The organism is Yersinia sp. 1252 StPb PI, assembly GCF_048593885.1.
GTDB lineage: Bacteria > Pseudomonadota > Gammaproteobacteria > Enterobacterales > Enterobacteriaceae > Yersinia > Yersinia enterocolitica_E.
Genome location: NZ_JAZGQE010000043.1, coordinates 13355 through 29466, shown reverse-complemented (window position 1 = coordinate 29466; position 16112 = coordinate 13355). Strand labels below are relative to the sequence as shown.

The following is a 16112-nucleotide window of genomic DNA, read 5'->3' as shown; positions in this document are numbered from 1 at the left end:
AAACTAATACCTGGCAGTTCGGAGGCAGCATGAACCAACCAAAAGTAACGGAAATATTGATAGGCATATGCTTTGCATTATTCATTATCTGCCTGGTTGTCTATGTGGTGGGTGATGCTATGAAGGGAGTTCACTGATGATAACGAATAATATAAAGATTGATTTCGCTAAGTGGAAAGTTGAAGAGGTACCGGCGGGGGTTACATGCTCATTCTGCAAGAAACCTGAAATCGAGGTTCGCATAATTACCGGACCCGAGGTGAATATCTGCAATGAGTGCGTGGGCCTATGCAATGAGATCCTTGAAGAGGAAGAGTCTGAGCGGAGAAAGGCTACCGTTGATGACCTGTTATCTATCTATTTTTCTGACGGCGCAGGCGTAGATGTTGGGAATGATTGGGATAGGAAGGGGATGGAGGCTATTTATGATGCCGGTTACCGGAAACCAAAGGAGTAATTTATGGATGCACTTAGCTTCGTAATGGCATATCTCGACTGGATATTGCTTATCGTCGGCGGATGCGCGGCGTTCTGGTTGGTGTGGGTAAAGGGATGGTGATACGTGACTCCAGAAGAGAGACAGAACGCGCTCCAATCCACCGCAAGAATGTGTAACAACGAAATTAAAACCACACTTGCCGCTCTGCCGGCTAACACAAATAAAGACTCCATCACCCGCCCTATCATTCTTCGCCACTACGAAAAGCTAAAGCCACTTGGCTACAAGCTGGCTTGGCTTCTTTTCGCCATTGGAGTGCTGAATGGTCAGTTTAAGTGGGATAGGTGATGGGATTGATAAAGAGATAAGAGGCCAGCTATGAATGATATTCGGCTTGATGATGAGTTATTCGACTTGCCACAGGCCGCCGCCTACCTGCGAAAATCCCCGCGAACCGTCCGCTTACTAATAAAAAATAAGCGACTAAAAGCGGGCAAGAGCGGAGCTAATGGCGGCGGAAGTTTTGAAATTCTGAAATCAGCATGTCTTGAATATATCCACAGCAACCAACACAATCAGGCCGTGAATGCAGAAAACGGCCAAGCAGAGAAGGAATCTGTATGGCGCTCAAACAAAGGTACGGCAAGTGGTACTGTGATTTCGTTCGCCCGAACGGGGAGAGAGTTAGACGCTGCCTTGGTACGGCAGACAAGAAACAAGCGCAGGAACTCTTCGATCAGTTAAAGGCAGATGCATGGAGGGTGGATAAGCTAGGTGAAATAGCTGAACACGCTTTTGATGAAACATGCTTGCGTTGGCTGACAGAAAAAGAGCATAAGCGATCGCTGGATGATGACCGAACGAAGATTGAGTTTTTCCTCGGTCATTTTTCTGGGATGCCAATATCCAGTATTACTGAAGATAAGATCATGAAAGCGGTGTCCAGAATGCCAAACAGGAAGCATAGGCAGATCTGGGAGTCGAAAAGGGATGCAGCATTAAGGAAGAAAAAACCAATACCTGGCTATGTGGAAAAACAGGTTTCACCGGCAACAAGAAGCCAGCACCTTTCATTTATACGCAGCCTGTTGCGGGCAGCAGCAGACGAATGGAAGTGGTTAGCTAAAGCGCCAGTTATCAAGACCAGAAAACCACAGAGCAAGCGGATACGCTGGCTGACAAAAGATGAGGCTGTAACCTTAATCAATTGTATGCCTGAGAACTTCCGCCCTGTAGTGGTCTTTGCTCTGGCTACCGGGCTTCGAAGGTCGAACATTCTGGATCTGGAATGGTCGCAAATCGATATGCAAAGAAAGGTTGCATGGATTCACCCAGAGAACGCAAAAGCGGGCAAGGCAATTGGCGTAGCTCTGAACGATATGTCATGCAAGGTATTACGTGAACAGATAGGCCGACACTCAAGATATGTGTTTGTCCACACCTCGGCATGGCACCGGGCAGATGGAACAAAAACCGACGAGGTCAGGAAAATGCGCGTTGATGATAATACAGCATGGAGAACTGGATTAAAGCGCTCAGGAATCACTGATTTCCGTTTCCACGATTTGCGGCACACCTGGGCGAGCTGGTTAGTTCAAGCCGGGGTACCACTATCAGCACTTCAGGAAATGGGAGGATGGGAAAGCATCGAAATGGTCCGTCGATATGCTCACTTGTCGCCAAACCATCTAACTGAGCATGCGCGTAAAATTGACGAGGTAATGGGGATTAATGTCACTAATCTGGCACTTTTAAAAAAGGTTGCTGATAATTAGGGGGTAAATAGAGGGTAAATCATTGATTTTAATGGTACGCCCTACAGGATTCGAACCTGTGACCTACGGCTTAGAAGGCCGTTGCTCTATCCAACTGAGCTAAGGGCGCATTTGATATTTACCGCAGCACAGAACACTGCCGGTAGTCAGTTGCGGGTTGGATTATACGGGCAGTCTCTTTCGAGTCAATGGGTTTTCGCCTTACGGTTTATCATCTGGCTATTTAATCGTTAATTAATCGTTATTATACGCCTGACAGCACGCCCCGCTTCTGACAAAATAGGCACATTCCCGCTTTTTTTAATTGATGGATCCCTCCACTGATGTCAGCAAAAATTATTGATGGTAAAACGATTGCGCAGCAGGTAAGAAATGAAGTTGCTGCGTTGGTACAGAAACGTTTGGCTGCCGGTAAGCGTGCTCCCGGCCTGGCTGTAGTATTAGTTGGTGTCAACCCAGCCTCACAAATTTATGTCGCCAGTAAGCGTAAGGCGTGCGAAGAGGTCGGTTTTGTTTCGCGTTCTTATGATCTGCCAGTGACCACCACTGAGGCAGAGCTGCTGGCATTGATTGATTCACTGAATGACGATGGTGAAATTGATGGGATTCTGGTGCAACTACCACTGCCTGCCGGTATTGATAATGTCAAAGTACTGGAACGTATCCACCCAGATAAAGATGTAGATGGCTTCCACCCGTATAACGTGGGCCGTCTGTGTCAACGCGCACCGAAATTGCGCCCTTGTACCCCACGCGGCATCGTTACCTTGCTGGAGCGTTATAATATCTCGACTTACGGCCTCAATGCAGTTGTGGTCGGTGCATCCAATATTGTAGGCCGCCCGATGAGCCTTGAACTGCTGCTAGCAGGTTGCACTACCACCGTCACGCATCGTTTTACCAAAAATCTGCGCCAACATGTGGAAAATGCTGACTTGCTGGTGGTTGCCGTGGGTAAACCCGGTTTTATTCCCGGTGAATGGATTAAACCTGGTGCTATCGTGATTGATGTAGGCATTAACCGTCTGGAAAGTGGTAAAGTAGTCGGCGATGTAGAATTTGATGTCGCCGTTGAGCGTGCGGGTTGGATTACACCGGTTCCCGGTGGCGTCGGGCCGATGACCGTTGCAACACTGATACAAAATACCTTGCAAGCCTGCGAGGAATATCACGACATCAACGAAAATTGATTGTAAGGATAGGAATGGACATTTTTCATTTGGAAAAACACCCGCACGTTGAGCTGTGTGACTTATTAAAGTTACAGGGCTGGAACGACAGCGGTGCCTCAGCGAAAGCCGCCATCGCAGATGGACAGGTGAAAGTCGACGGGAATGTAGAAACGCGTAAGCGCTGCAAAATCCTGGCTGACCAGATTGTTGAGTTTCAAGGCATGAAAGTGCAGGTTAAAGCCTAATCACCTCAGCAAAGGCGAGTTCTAGCTGGTTATTGCGAAAGACTGCCATGGCGAGATAAGGGCAAAAAAATGCGGTTACTGGTCAGCACCAGAACCGCAATTTTTTTAGATGCAGATAGCTAAATTGCACCTATCCACCCAATACCATGCTATTTACGGCGCCATATCGTCCCTTGTGGGCCATCTTCCAGCACAATACCCAGCTCATTCAACTGATCACGGGCCGAATCGGCCAGCGCCCAATCTTTACTGCTACGGGCATCGTTACGTTGCTTAATCAACGCTTCTATTTTTGCTACTTCGTCGTCATTAGTCTGCGCGCCGCTTTGTAAAAATAGCTCTGGATCCTGCTCTAATAATCCCAGCACATGGGCCAGTTTACGCAATTCTGCCGCTAAGCCATTCGCCGCCATAATATCTTCAGTTTTCAGGCGGTTTACTTCACGGGCAATATCAAACAGTACCGAATAGGCTTCTGGCGTATTAAAATCATCATCCATTGCGGCACGGAAACGCGCTTCAAACTCTGCACCACCCGCAGGCGTCGCACTCGCATCAGTACCACGCAGAGCGGTATACAGGCGTTCTAGTGAGGCACGTGCCTGTTTGAGGTTCTCTTCGCTGTAGTTAAGCTGACTGCGATAGTGGCCGGACATCAGGAAGTAACGTACGGTTTCAGCATCGTAATAGGCCAGCACATCACGAATTGTGAAAAAGTTATTCAGTGATTTAGACATTTTTTCTTTGTCAATCATCACCATACCGGAGTGCATCCAGTAGTTCACATAGGGACCATCATGGGCACAGGTAGATTGCGCAATTTCATTTTCGTGGTGCGGGAACATCAAATCAGAACCGCCGCCGTGAATATCAAAATGTGCGCCCAACTGTTTGCCATTCATCGCCGAGCACTCGATATGCCAGCCAGGGCGGCCCGGCCCCCAAGGCGATGCCCAACTTGGTTCACCCGGTTTAGACATTTTCCACAAGACAAAATCCATCGGATTACGTTTAACATCAGCCACTTCAACCCGGGCACCGGCCTGCAATTGATCCAAATCCTGACGGGACAGCAAACCGTAATCAGGATCACTGTCCACAGCAAACATTACATCGCCATTTGACGCGACATAAGCGTGATCACGGGCAATCAAACGCTCAGTCAGCGCAATAATTTCAGGAATATGGTGAGTCGCACGCGGCTCTAAATCAGGGCGTTCAAGATTCAGTGCATCGAAATCTTTATGCATTTCTGCCAGCATACGTGTCGTCAGTTGCTCACAGCTTTCATTGTTTTCCAATGCGCGCTTGATAATTTTATCGTCAACATCGGTAACGTTACGCACATACGTCAGAGAGTAACCTAAATAACGCAAATAACGCGCCACGACGTCGAAAGCGACAAAAGTACGCCCATGCCCAATGTGACACAGGTCATAAATGGTGATCCCGCATACGTACATACCAATTTTACCGGCATGAATAGGCTTGAATTCCTCTTTTTGGCGACTCAGTGTATTAAAAATCTTTAGCATCGGGACATTCCGTGGTTTTTGTTTTGCGGTAAGCATGGTTTATACCCAAACTCATTGGCGTTGCCGGTAGAGCGCAAACAACGTCAAGGACGAGGGAGATAAAAGGATATCATCAGATTATGCGGTAAATCAGCCACTGATTCAGCACTTTTTCACACATCTTGCTGGCGTTTCGAGTGCTGACTCAATCTCAGAGTTATGATATAAGAGCCGTCTAAAGAGTTACGACTCATTTGTGAATACACTATTACACTAGCAGGAACATTATTATGGTCACGTTTCATACTAATCACGGCGATATCGTCGTCAATACCTTCGCGGATAAAGCGCCGGTTACCGTTGAAAACTTCCTGAACTACTGCCGTAAGGGCTTCTATGATAACACTATCTTCCACCGTGTTATCGACGGTTTCATGATTCAAGGCGGTGGTTTTGAGCCGGGCATGAACCAGAAAACCACGGATGCAACTATCAAAAACGAAGCTAACAACGGCCTGAAAAACACCCGTGGCACCCTGGCAATGGCGCGTACCAACGATCCGCACTCTGCCACTGCACAGTTCTTCATTAACGTTGCCGACAACGACTTCCTGAACTTCCGTTCAGAGCGCCCAGATGGTTGGGGTTACTGCGTATTTGCTGAAGTCACTGAAGGTATGGACGTTGTTGATAAAATCAAAAACGTTGCTACTGGCCGTAGCGGTATGCATCAGGATGTACCAAAAGAAGATGTGATCATCAAAAGCGTCACTATTAGCGAATAATGACAGCTTAATGAGCACGCTTTTTATTGCAGATCTGCATCTTAGCGTTCAGGAACCGGCAATCACTGCCGGTTTCCTGCATTTTATACAGCGTGAAGCCATTCATGCTGATGCGTTATATATCCTGGGTGATCTGTTCGAGTCCTGGATTGGCGATGATGACCCCGAACCACTGTACCGGCAAGTTGCCGCTGCGCTGAAATCACTCCAACAACAGGGTGTACCTTGCTACTTTATCCACGGTAATCGTGACTTTTTGCTCGGTAAACGCTTTGCTCAAGAAAGTGGTATGACCCTGCTGCCGGAAGAGATAGTCGTCGAACTGTATGACCGTAAAATTGTTATTTTACATGGTGATACACTGTGCACCGATGACACCGACTATCAGCATTTTCGTCGTAGAGTACATAATCCACTGATTCAAAAACTGTTCCTGTGGCTACCTCTGCGTTTTCGTTTACGCATTGCGGCTTATATGCGTAACCAAAGTCAGCAGAACAATAGCGGCAAATCTGAACTTATCATGGATGTAAATCCACAAGCAGTGATTGATAGCCTCCAACGTAATGGCGTCAGTTGGATGATCCACGGGCATACGCATCGCCCAGCGGTTCACACCGTAGCACTCCCCGCCACAACCGCCCATCGAGTGGTTCTTGGTGCCTGGCATGTTGAGGGGTCGATGGTCAAAGTCACGGCAGACAACGTTGAGTTGATTAAATTCCCATTTTGACCTTCAGGTTTATCTGGCTAGTGGGTATAAAAAACCGATAAATCCCACTAAAAGCCGCGACGCAACCGTTTTCCTCGCCTTTGGCTCATGATATGCTCTACGCCCTCTTCGCCAGTCACGATTTAAGTAAAATCATTCTGGCCGACGCTTGCGCAATCACAGGAGCTTTACACTCATGGGAGCTAACCTCGATTCGGCTTATGCAGCCGGGGTTAAAATCGCTATCGTAATGGGGTCCAAGAGTGACTGGGCCACCATGCAGTTCGCCGCTGACGTGCTCACCACGCTCAATGTTCCATTTCATGTGGAAGTTGTCTCCGCACACCGCACCCCCGATAAGCTGTTCAGTTTTGCCGAGTCGGCCCAAACCAAGGGCTTACAGGTGATAATTGCCGGTGCCGGTGGTGCTGCACATCTGCCAGGTATGATTGCGGCAAAAACGCTGGTACCTGTTTTAGGTGTTCCGGTACAAAGTGCTGCGCTGAGTGGCGTCGACAGCCTGTATTCGATTGTACAAATGCCGCGCGGTATCCCGGTGGGAACCTTGGCTATCGGTAAAGCCGGTGCTGCCAATGCCGCCTTGCTGGCCGCACAAATATTGGCATTGCACGATGCTGAATTAGCCGCTCGTCTGGCTGATTGGCGCAAAAGCCAAACTGACGAAGTGCTGGATAATCCAGATCCTCGGGTGCCAGACTTACAGGTGAAGGCATGAAACCAGTTTGCGTATTAGGTAATGGCCAGCTAGGGCGCATGCTGCGTCAGGCTGGCGAACCCCTGGGTATTGCCGTTTATCCGGTGGGCTTGGATGCGGAACCTGAAGCCGTGCCTTATCAGCACAGTGTGATTACCGCCGAGATTGAGCGCTGGCCAGAAACGGCGTTAACCCGTGAGCTCGCTACACACACCGCTTTTGTTAACCGCGATATCTTCCCGCGTCTGGCTGATCGCCTGACACAAAAGCAATTGCTCGATAGCCTGAATCTGCCAACCGCACCGTGGCAGCTATTAGCAAGTAGCAGCGAATGGCCGCAGGTCTTTGCAACATTAGGTGAGCTGGCCATTGTCAAACGCCGAGTCGGTGGCTATGACGGACGTGGTCAGTGGCGGTTGCGGGCCGGTGATCAAGATACCTTGCCAACTGATGCTTACGGTGAATGCATCGTTGAGCAAGGGATTAACTTCAGCGGTGAAGTTTCGCTGGTCGGCGCACGCAGCAGCCAGGGCAAATCGGTGTTTTACCCGTTAACCCACAATCTGCATGAAGATGGCATCCTGCGTATGAGCGTGGCTTTGCCACAGCCCGATAGCAGATTACAGCAACAAGCTGAAAAAATGCTGTCAGCCATTATGGATGAGCTGAATTATGTTGGCGTAATGGCCATGGAGTGCTTTATCGTTGGCGACAATCTGTTGATCAATGAGCTGGCACCACGGGTACATAATAGCGGTCACTGGACGCAAAATGGTGCGTCAATAAGCCAGTTTGAACTGCATCTGCGCGCCATTTTGGACCTGCCCTTACCGACGCCGGTGGTCAACACCCCGTCAGCGATGGTCAACCTGATTGGCACGCCAGTGAACATCGAATGGCTATCTCTGCCGTTGGTGCATCTGCACTGGTATGAAAAAGAAGTGCGCGCAGGCCGTAAAGTAGGTCATCTGAATTTGAACCACCCCGATGGCGCACAATTACGTGCTGCTCTGGTCGCACTTGCGCCGTTGTTACCAGCGGAATACCAGAACGCGCTGATCTGGGCGCAGGATAAGCTGTAACTCATCTGGCCTGCCCCACAAATCGTTGGCGTTGCAGCCACACTGCAACGCCAGATTACCCAAGTGGGCTAACTGTCATAATTGCGGAACAGCGCCCTTCCCTGTAACAAACGCGCACCTAACCAACCGCCACACAGTGACAACAATAGCGCGCCAGCCAACGGCAACAGCCACCACATCACCCAATTAGGCTGCCATGGGAAATCAAACACTAAGCGCTGTAATGCCCACAGTGCCGCCTCTGCTCCGATGGCAGCCGCCAGCCCGGCAACCAATCCCAGTAAGGCAAACTCCCACCACAAGGTACCTCGCAGTAAGCGTTTACTTGCGCCTAGTGTCCGGTAAACCACCAGCTCCTGACGGCGCTGACGCATCCCTACTTGAACCTGCGCTAACAGCAACAAAGTGCCACAGATGATAACCAGTATCACCATCACTTCCAGTGCACGACTCACCTGCTGCAACACCTGCCCGACCTGTTTAAGCATCGCGCCAATATCCAGCAAACTGAGTGTTGGGAACTGCCGATTCAGTTGTGTCAGCACCTCCCCGTCTCCTTGATAGCGGAAACTGGTCAGCCAGGTTTGTGGCTGTTTATCCAATGCACCTGGCGGGAAGATAAAGTAGAAGTTTGGCCGCAGGCTTTCCCAATCCACCTGACGAATACTGCTAACTTTGGCTTCGAATGACTGCGTATCGCCGCTAAATGTCAGTTTATCGCCGATTTTAATCCCCAGCCTGTCAGCAATTCCTTGTTCCATCGACACTTCATCGGCTTTAGGTGGCCATTGACCGGCGGTCAAAATATTGTGTGCCGGTAAATCTTGCTGCCAGGTCAGATTCAATTCACGGTTAACCGCCTCACCACCGGGTTCATCTTCACGCACCCGCTCGGTGGCCAGTTGCTGGTTAATTTCAGACAGCCGTACCCGCACGATAGGATAGAACGTTGATGGCGTTATCTGATGTTGCGTCAGAAACTCAGTTACCTGTGGCACCTGTTGCGGTGTCATATTCAGCAAGAAGTAATTCGGGCTGTCCGGCGGCAATTGTTGCTGCCAACGATCCAATAGATCCCCACGCAGTACCAATAACAATGCTAACAGCATAAAGGATAAAGAGAATGCCGCCAGTTGCGTTAACGTCATCCACGGTTGACGTAGCAAACGGTTGATTGCCAGCCGCAATGATAGACGGGTAACAGTCAGGCGGCGCAACAGTACCAGACTGCCCCAGCCAATCACGCCCAGTAATAACGCCAATACCACCATGCCAGCCAGAATGGCCCACAATAACGCGTTCCCCCCCATCAGCAATGCCAATAAGCCAATCACGATAACCAACATTGCAGGAATAAAGTAACGCAGCGGCCAAACATTCGCGGAAACATCACGGCGCAAAACCCGTAGCGGCTGGGTCGCGAGCAGTTGCCGATAGGGGCGCACACCCACCAGCAGCGAAATCAATACCAGCGAACCCATTGACCATACCCATGGCCATAAACCGGCTGCTGGCAATGCGGCCGGTAATACTGGTGACAATAAACGAACTAAAACCTTCTCGAATAAGAGGCCAATCACGCTGCCACACAGGCCTGCCAACACCAGCACCGACAGCCACTGACCGATAATCAACCGCCGCAGTGCACGGTGTCCTGCACCTAATGTTTTCAGTACCGCAACTAAATCATAGCGGCTACGGCAATAGTGGCCCATCGCCACCGCAACGGCAGCAATCGAAAGTAGTAACGTCAATAGCGCCGATAACAGCAAGAACTGCTGCGCCCGTTGCAGCGATTTCCCCAACGCGCCACCTGATTCTTGTAAACCATACAACCGCTGCTCTGGTTTCAATTGTGGCGTAAGCCAGTCACTAAATTGGGTGACGCCATCAGGCTGGCCGGCGAACATATAACGATAGGTCAGACGGCTACCCGGCTGAATCGCACCGGTCTTTTCCACGTCAGCCAGATTGATCAAAATACGCGGCGCGGTTTGGAATGGATTAAAGCCAGAATCAGGCTCCTGAATCACTTCACCGACAATTTTCAGTGAAGTATCACCGACATCCAGCATATCGCCGACCTTAACCCCAAGCAGCGACAACAGCCTTGGAGCCACCAACACCGTACCCGGTTCAAGTACCGCGCCAGCAGGCAACGTATCTAATTTGCCATACAGCGGATAGGCTAAATCTGTGGCTTTCACATCAGCCAGTTGTGGGCGATCGCCCGCGAAGGTCATGGTCATAAACGATAACTGGCGACTGACGGTCAACCCTTGCCGTTTAGCTTCCAGCAACCACGCTTCAGGAACCGGATGCGCCGCGCTCAGCACCCGATCGCCGGCCAAAAAATCGCGGCTTTGCTGACTTAGCCCTTTTTCCATCCGGTCACTGATGGTACCCAGCGCCAGCACACAAGCCACCGCCAGTGTTAATGCCAGCCAGACAATTAACAGTGAGGGTGAGCGCCACTCACGCCAAAACCAGCGCCAAATCATGCTTCCTCCCACAATTTGCCGTCCCGCAGCCGCAAGCGGCGCTGACAACGCCCCGCCAGTTGTACATCATGGGTAACCAGAATCAGTGTGGTGTCATAATCCCGATTCAATGAAAACAACAAATCAGCAATTCTGTCACCGGTATGGCGGTCAAGATTACCGGTCGGTTCATCGGCAAATAACACTTTAGGCCGCCCACTGAAGGCTCGGGCCAGTGCTACCCGCTGCTGCTCACCGCCAGAAAGCTGAGCGGGCAGATGATGTAGCCGTTTGCCCAATCCGAGTTGCTCTAATAACTCCACCGCATGGGCCTTACTATTGCGTTCGCTCTCTCCACGCAACAATGCAGGAAGCTGAACGTTCTCCAACGTATTGAGTGTGGGTACTAACATAAATGACTGAAACACGAAGCCGACGTTTTTTGCACGTAATTGCGCGCGCCCTTCTTCATCCATCGCGGTCAAAGACTGGCCGAGTAAACTCACCTCACCACTGCTGCCATCATCCAGGCCTGCCAGAATCCCCAGCAAAGTTGACTTGCCTGAACCCGACTCACCAATCAGCGCAATTGTCTGGGCGGGTTTGACAACCAGCTCAACTCCGGTAAGGATGGAGAGCTGTTGCTCACCCTGGCCGACGTATTTATTAAGATGATGAACTTCAAGAACGTTTTCCGCTGGCATCTTCCCTTCCTTTTACTGTTGGGATTATTCAGTTTGCGTGCCGCCGCAACCGATACACTGTTAATTCTTGGCGATAGCTTAAGCGCCGGTTACCGCCTGCCGATTGCCCAAGCATGGCCTTCACGGCTGGATAAAACATGGCAGGGAACACCGTCACTGCCGAAGGTAGTCAACGCCAGTATCAGTGGTGACACCGCCGCTCAAGGTTTGGCCCGCCTACCGGCCCTACTCAAACAACACCAGCCGCGCTGGGTGCTGATAGAACTGGGAGCAAATGACGGCCTGCGTGGTTTTCCAACGCAAGATACTCAACGGGATCTGACACAAATTATCAATCAGATATTGGAAGCAAAAGCCCAACCTTTATTGATGCAAATCCGTATTCCGCCTAACTATGGTCGCCGTTATACTGCTGCTTTCACCGCGATGTATCCACAACTGGCACAGCAATTTAACATTCCATTGGTTCCTTTTTTTATGGAAGCTGTTGCTGTGAAACCGCAGTGGATGCAGGATGATGGCTTACACCCTAACGCCGCGGCCCAACCCTTCATCGCCGATTGGATGGCGCAACAACTTAAACCATTAGTGACCAATAAGCAGTAATAGCACTTGTTCAAACAAATAGAATCACTCACCAGGTAAAGTTATGCAAAAAACTGTATTAATTACCGGTTGTTCCAGCGGTATCGGGCTGGTTGCAGCACAGGATTTGAAAAACAGGGGCTATCGCGTACTGGCCGCCTGCCGTAAACCTGATGATGTGGCAAAGATGACGCAATTGGGTCTGGAAGGTATTGAACTGGATTTGGATGACAGTGCCAGTGTGGAACGTGCTGCTGCGCAGGTTATCGAACTGACTGGCGGGCGCTTATACGGCCTGTTTAACAATGGTGGTTTCGGCCTGTATGGCCCATTGCACACCATTTCACGCCAGCAGTTGGAAAAGCAGTTTTCCACCAATCTATTCGGCACCCACCAGCTCACGCAATTGCTGTTGCCAGCAATGTTGCCTCACGGCGAAGGGCGTATAATTCAAACCAGTTCGGTGATGGGGTTGGTTTCTACCGCAGGTCGCGGCGCTTATGCGGCCAGCAAATATGCGCTGGAAGCCTGGTCTGATGCACTACGTATGGAACTGCACGACAGTGGTGTACATGTTTGTCTGATTGAACCCGGCCCGATCAGTACCCATTTTACACAAAACGTCAATCAGGCCGAGGCCGATAAACCGGTCAATAATCCCGGTATCGCAAAGCGATTTACCCTGCCCCCGCAGGCTATATTACCGAAATTACGCCATGCACTGGAAAGCCCGCGCCCACAATTGCGCTATCCTGTCACATTAGTGGCCCATGCATTGACCCTATTGCGCCGCATCCTACCGGGGCGAATGTTAGATAAAGTCCTGCGCGGTAATGCCTAACTGACTATCCAAAAATAGTTGGGGTTGAAGCAACATAATCTGCCCCCATCTAGTGTTAAAACGGATGAGAGAAATAATTCATGCTAGCACCTACTACGATTGATATTACTGAAGCAAACCTACACCAGGCCTTAGAACAATCCATGGCCGTGCCGGTACTGTTCTACTTTTGGTCCGAACGCAGCCAGCATTGTCTGCAACTGACCCCAGTGCTGGATAAACTGGCCGCAGAATATGCCGGTCAATTCATTCTGGCTCGTGTCGACTGCGATGCAGAGCAGATGGTGGCGTCACAGTTTGGTTTACGCTCAATTCCGGCGGTTTATCTGTTTAAAGACGGTCAACCGGTTGATGGCTTCCAAGGACCACAGCCGGAAGAGGTTATCCGCGAGCTATTACAACGGGTATTGCCGAAACCTGAAGAATTGAAAGTTGCCGAAGCTGCACAATTGTTAAGCGAAGGCAAAGTGCAAGAAGCACTGCCACTGCTGAAAGATGCCTGGGCGCTGAGTGGGCAAAACAGTGAAATTGGCCTGCAACTGGCTGAAGTGCAAATTCAGTTGAACCGCAGTGAAGATGCTGAAACGGTGTTGGCAACCATTCCACTGCAAGACCGTGATACCCGTTATCAAGGGCTGATTGCTCAGATTGAGTTGCTCAAACAAGCTGCCGACACGCCAGAGATCCAACAGTTACAACAGCAACTGACTGAACAGCCTGATAACGTCGAACTCGCGGTGCAATTGGCGCTACAACTGCATCAGGTTGGCCGCAATGAAGAGGCTTTAGAGCTGTTGCTGAGCCATCTGAAGAAAGATCTGGCTGCCGCGAACGGTACTGCACGTAAGACATTAATGGATATTTTAGCTGCACTAGGCACCGGCGATGCACTGGCCGCCAAATATCGTCGTCAACTTTACTCATTACTGTACTGACAGCGAAAGTTAATCGCCATAACCTTTTTGGCGATCCCCTTATTTGCTACTGCGCGGGGGCATCCCGCGCGGTTTTATTCTGCCTCAGCCAAGTTTTTTCTCATTTACACGCTTTTACCTGCCTTTAGTTAGGCATTTAACCACCGGTCACGTAATATTAAGAAACAAATATCATTGCTGACAGGAAGTTAAATATGTTTACGGTCATCCCTGTTCTTATCGTTGTAGCCCTGATTGTGGTGTTTTCCTCAATCAAAATTGTTCCACAAGGTTTTCAGTGGACTGTCGAGCGTTTTGGTCGTTATACCAAAACCCTGATGCCAGGCTTGAACATCGTTGTGCCATTTATGGATCGTGTTGGTCGCAAAATCAATATGATGGAACAAGTCTTGGATATCCCATCCCAAGAGATCATTTCCCGCGATAACGCCAACGTAGCAATTGATGCCGTCTGCTTTATCCAGGTTATTGACCCAGTAAAAGCAGCTTATGAAGTCAGCAATTTGGAATCGGCCATCATCAATTTGACCATGACCAACTTCCGTACGGTTTTAGGTTCTATGGAGCTGGATGAAATGTTGTCGCAACGTGACAACATCAACGGCCGCCTGCTGCATATTGTGGATGAAGCCACAAACCCGTGGGGCATTAAAGTGACGCGTATTGAAGTCCGTGATGTGCGCCCACCGGCTGAATTGATTTCTGCGATGAATGCTCAGATGAAAGCGGAACGTACTAAACGTGCTGATATTCTGGAAGCCGAAGGGGTTCGTCAGGCCGCAATTTTGCGTGCTGAAGGTGAGAAGCAATCACAAATTCTGAAAGCTGAAGGTGAACGTCAATCCGCATTCTTGCAAGCAGAAGCCCGTGAGCGTGGTGCTGAAGCTGAAGCCCAAGCCACCAGAATGGTTTCTGAGGCTATTGCTGCCGGTGACATTCAAGCCATTAACTACTTTGTGGCACAGAAATATACCGACGCACTGCAACACATCGGCTCCGCCAATAACAGCAAAGTCATTATGATGCCGCTAGAAGCCAGCAGCCTGATGGGTGCTATCGGTGGGATTGCAGAACTGATTGGCGAGAGTAAAAACAGCCGAGGTAAATAACCATGCTGGAGGAAATTGCCGCGAATCCAAGTTGGTTTTGGCTATCCCTCGGCGGGCTGCTTCTGGCCGCTGAGATGCTAGGTGCCAGTGGTTATATGCTGTGGAGCGGCGTTGCCGCCGTAGTCGTGGGCGCGTTAGTCTGGCTATTTCCCTTCAGCTGGGAGATGCAAGGCGTGCTATTTTCCGTCCTGACGGTGGTTGCTGCATTCCTGTGGTGGTATTGGCTGAGTAAACGCATCAAACCACAACCTGCCATGCTGAATCAACGTACCCATCAGCTGTTGGGTACGCGGGCCACATTGACCGAACCAACCATTGATGGTTTTGGTCGCATGCGGGTTGGTGACAGTAGCTGGCGTATTTATTGCGCAACCGAACTGGGTGTTGGTACCGAAGTTGAAGTGATATTCGTGGAAGGCAATACCTTGCATGTCCGCGCCATCCCTCAGTAATACCTATATTATCGTCAGTAGCATATTGACCGGCAGGCCGTCAGTTGAGCGGCCTGTCAGTTAACCAACAACCGCCTCATCCCCCACAACCGTCTGTTTGTTAACAACTTTATCCTTATCATCGCCAGCCTGCTTAGCTGCCGAATGACAACATCCCGACAAATTATTGATAATCGGGCAATCAGCGCCATCATCCCCTGGGCACTCATCTGCCAACGCTAACAAGCGCAAGCGCATCTGGTTAAGATCATCAATATGTTGCTCGATTTCCGCAACCTTTAGCAGCGTCGCCGCTTTCACATCCGCGCTGTGGCGGGCCGGGTTATGAAATAATGCCAGTAACTCGCGACATTCATCCAGTGTAAAGCCAACCTGCCGTGCCTGACGTAGCAGTGTTAACTCTTCAATGTGTTTGGCACTGTAGCTGCGATAGCCGTTATCAGTACGGATAGGCGGTGTCAGCAGTTTTTTTTCTTCGTAGAAACGTATGGCTTTGCTGGTTAAACCGGTTTTTTTTGCCACATCGCTTATGTTCATATTTCCCCCTTGACCTTCCCCTTGCTGGAA

At 50.0% G+C, this 16112-nt stretch carries 17 protein-coding genes and 1 tRNA gene; 13 read left to right on the top strand and 5 right to left on the bottom strand.

What is annotated here, in order from left to right; translation table 11 throughout:
• Nucleotides 1–136 precede the first annotated feature (136 nt).
• The gene (locus tag V2A85_RS08985) at nt 137–457 is read left to right on the top strand and encodes a ClpX C4-type zinc finger protein (protein WP_420071279.1); all 321 of its coding nucleotides are present in this window, start codon (nt 137–139) and stop codon (nt 455–457) included.
• A gap of 602 nt (nt 458–1059) precedes the next feature.
• Nucleotides 1060–2214 (top strand): tyrosine-type recombinase/integrase, encoded by a 1155-nt coding sequence (locus tag V2A85_RS08980; RefSeq protein ID WP_420071278.1) that lies wholly within the window; start codon nt 1060–1062, stop codon nt 2212–2214.
• A 32-nt stretch (nt 2215–2246) separates the two neighbouring features.
• On the opposite strand, the gene V2A85_RS08975 is transcribed toward V2A85_RS08980, so the two are convergent.
• Nucleotides 2247–2323: transfer RNA gene (locus V2A85_RS08975), tRNA-Arg, on the bottom strand.
• Between the two features lie 214 nt (nt 2324–2537).
• Here V2A85_RS08975 and folD point away from each other — a divergent pair.
• Nucleotides 2538–3404: a bifunctional methylenetetrahydrofolate dehydrogenase/methenyltetrahydrofolate cyclohydrolase FolD gene (gene folD / locus V2A85_RS08970; RefSeq protein WP_083159903.1), complete on the top strand. Its 867-nt coding sequence runs from the start codon at nt 2538–2540 to the stop codon at nt 3402–3404.
• 14 nt (nt 3405–3418) lie between these two features.
• Nucleotides 3419–3631: a ribosome-associated protein YbcJ gene (gene ybcJ / locus V2A85_RS08965; RefSeq protein ID WP_004390634.1), complete on the top strand. Its 213-nt coding sequence runs from the start codon at nt 3419–3421 to the stop codon at nt 3629–3631.
• Nucleotides 3632–3780: 149 nt separating this feature from the next.
• Here ybcJ and cysS read toward each other — a convergent pair whose 3' ends face one another.
• Nucleotides 3781–5166, bottom strand: a complete 1386-nt coding sequence (cysS, locus tag V2A85_RS08960) for a cysteine--tRNA ligase (RefSeq protein WP_372558237.1) — start codon at nt 5164–5166, stop codon at nt 3781–3783.
• A gap of 269 nt (nt 5167–5435) precedes the next feature.
• Between cysS and ppiB the strand changes: the two genes are divergently transcribed.
• From ppiB to purK, 4 genes are all read left to right on the top strand, one after another.
• On the top strand, nt 5436–5930 hold the full coding sequence (gene ppiB / locus V2A85_RS08955; RefSeq protein ID WP_420071277.1) for a peptidylprolyl isomerase B: 495 nt from the start codon (nt 5436–5438) through the stop codon (nt 5928–5930).
• 10 nt (nt 5931–5940) lie between these two features.
• On the top strand, nt 5941–6663 hold the full coding sequence (locus V2A85_RS08950) for a UDP-2,3-diacylglucosamine diphosphatase (RefSeq protein WP_372558236.1): 723 nt from the start codon (nt 5941–5943) through the stop codon (nt 6661–6663).
• 175 nt (nt 6664–6838) lie between these two features.
• Complete coding sequence (gene purE, locus V2A85_RS08945) at nt 6839–7378, top strand: 5-(carboxyamino)imidazole ribonucleotide mutase (protein WP_420071276.1); 540 nt, start codon at nt 6839–6841, stop codon at nt 7376–7378.
• On the top strand, nt 7375–8439 hold the full coding sequence (gene purK, locus V2A85_RS08940) for a 5-(carboxyamino)imidazole ribonucleotide synthase (RefSeq protein ID WP_372558234.1): 1065 nt from the start codon (nt 7375–7377) through the stop codon (nt 8437–8439). Before purE ends, purK begins: the two co-directional genes overlap by 4 nt.
• A 68-nt stretch (nt 8440–8507) precedes the next feature.
• Here the strand turns inward: purK and ybbP are convergent, their stop codons facing one another.
• Nucleotides 8508–10940 (bottom strand): putative ABC transporter permease subunit YbbP, encoded by a 2433-nt coding sequence (gene ybbP / locus V2A85_RS08935; protein ID WP_372558233.1) that lies wholly within the window; start codon nt 10938–10940, stop codon nt 8508–8510.
• Nucleotides 10937–11623, bottom strand: a complete 687-nt coding sequence (ybbA, locus tag V2A85_RS08930) for a putative ABC transporter ATP-binding protein YbbA (protein WP_372558232.1) — start codon at nt 11621–11623, stop codon at nt 10937–10939. Before ybbA ends, ybbP begins: the two co-directional genes overlap by 4 nt.
• On the opposite strand from ybbA, the gene tesA reads away from it, so the two are divergent.
• The 5 genes from tesA (at nt 11594) to V2A85_RS08905 (ending at nt 15545) form a co-directional block, all read left to right on the top strand.
• Nucleotides 11594–12229 carry a multifunctional acyl-CoA thioesterase I/protease I/lysophospholipase L1 gene (gene tesA, locus V2A85_RS08925; RefSeq protein ID WP_372559845.1) on the top strand — a complete coding sequence of 212 codons (636 nt, stop codon included), beginning with the start codon at nt 11594–11596 and terminating at the stop codon, nt 12227–12229. The two genes, ybbA and tesA, sit on opposite strands and share 30 nt — an antisense overlap.
• A gap of 43 nt (nt 12230–12272) precedes the next feature.
• On the top strand, nt 12273–13049 hold the full coding sequence (locus tag V2A85_RS08920; RefSeq protein WP_372558231.1) for an SDR family oxidoreductase: 777 nt from the start codon (nt 12273–12275) through the stop codon (nt 13047–13049).
• An 80-nt stretch (nt 13050–13129) separates the two neighbouring features.
• Nucleotides 13130–13984 carry a co-chaperone YbbN gene (locus tag V2A85_RS08915; RefSeq protein ID WP_083159919.1) on the top strand — a complete coding sequence of 285 codons (855 nt, stop codon included), beginning with the start codon at nt 13130–13132 and terminating at the stop codon, nt 13982–13984.
• A 194-nt stretch (nt 13985–14178) separates the two neighbouring features.
• Entirely contained in the window at nt 14179–15093 is a 915-nt protein-coding gene (locus V2A85_RS08910) for an SPFH domain-containing protein (protein ID WP_004704953.1), read from the top strand.
• Nucleotides 15094–15095: 2 nt separating this feature from the next.
• Nucleotides 15096–15545 carry an NfeD family protein gene (locus V2A85_RS08905; RefSeq protein ID WP_083159921.1) on the top strand — a complete coding sequence of 150 codons (450 nt, stop codon included), beginning with the start codon at nt 15096–15098 and terminating at the stop codon, nt 15543–15545.
• 60 nt (nt 15546–15605) lie between these two features.
• Here the strand turns inward: V2A85_RS08905 and cueR are convergent, their stop codons facing one another.
• The gene (gene cueR, locus V2A85_RS08900; RefSeq protein WP_372558230.1) at nt 15606–16082 is read right to left on the bottom strand and encodes a Cu(I)-responsive transcriptional regulator; all 477 of its coding nucleotides are present in this window, start codon (nt 16080–16082) and stop codon (nt 15606–15608) included.
• Between the last annotated feature and the right edge of the window lie 30 nt (nt 16083–16112).

Excerpts from the sequence above, each read along its gene's own strand:
- folD (WP_083159903.1), top strand. The coding sequence starts at position 2,538 with ATGTCAGCAAAAATTATTGATGGTAAAACGATTGCGCAGCAGGTAAGA.
- V2A85_RS08910 (WP_004704953.1), top strand. The coding sequence starts at position 14,179 with ATGTTTACGGTCATCCCTGTTCTTATCGTTGTAGCCCTGATTGTGGTG.
- purE (WP_420071276.1), top strand. The coding sequence starts at position 6,839 with ATGGGAGCTAACCTCGATTCGGCTTATGCAGCCGGGGTTAAAATCGCT.
- ybbA (WP_372558232.1), bottom strand. The coding sequence starts at position 11,623 with ATGCCAGCGGAAAACGTTCTTGAAGTTCATCATCTTAATAAATACGTC.
- V2A85_RS08985 (WP_420071279.1), top strand. The coding sequence starts at position 137 with ATGATAACGAATAATATAAAGATTGATTTCGCTAAGTGGAAAGTTGAA.
- V2A85_RS08950 (WP_372558236.1), top strand. The coding sequence starts at position 5,941 with ATGAGCACGCTTTTTATTGCAGATCTGCATCTTAGCGTTCAGGAACCG.
- ybbP (WP_372558233.1), bottom strand. The coding sequence starts at position 10,940 with ATGATTTGGCGCTGGTTTTGGCGTGAGTGGCGCTCACCCTCACTGTTA.
- ybcJ (WP_004390634.1), top strand. The coding sequence starts at position 3,419 with ATGGACATTTTTCATTTGGAAAAACACCCGCACGTTGAGCTGTGTGAC.
- purK (WP_372558234.1), top strand. The coding sequence starts at position 7,375 with ATGAAACCAGTTTGCGTATTAGGTAATGGCCAGCTAGGGCGCATGCTG.
- cysS (WP_372558237.1), bottom strand. The coding sequence starts at position 5,166 with ATGCTAAAGATTTTTAATACACTGAGTCGCCAAAAAGAGGAATTCAAG.
- V2A85_RS08915 (WP_083159919.1), top strand. The coding sequence starts at position 13,130 with ATGCTAGCACCTACTACGATTGATATTACTGAAGCAAACCTACACCAG.
- V2A85_RS08920 (WP_372558231.1), top strand. The coding sequence starts at position 12,273 with ATGCAAAAAACTGTATTAATTACCGGTTGTTCCAGCGGTATCGGGCTG.
- tesA (WP_372559845.1), top strand. The coding sequence starts at position 11,594 with ATGAACTTCAAGAACGTTTTCCGCTGGCATCTTCCCTTCCTTTTACTG.
- ppiB (WP_420071277.1), top strand. The coding sequence starts at position 5,436 with ATGGTCACGTTTCATACTAATCACGGCGATATCGTCGTCAATACCTTC.
- V2A85_RS08980 (WP_420071278.1), top strand. The coding sequence starts at position 1,060 with ATGGCGCTCAAACAAAGGTACGGCAAGTGGTACTGTGATTTCGTTCGC.
- cueR (WP_372558230.1), bottom strand. The coding sequence starts at position 16,082 with ATGAACATAAGCGATGTGGCAAAAAAAACCGGTTTAACCAGCAAAGCC.
- V2A85_RS08905 (WP_083159921.1), top strand. The coding sequence starts at position 15,096 with ATGCTGGAGGAAATTGCCGCGAATCCAAGTTGGTTTTGGCTATCCCTC.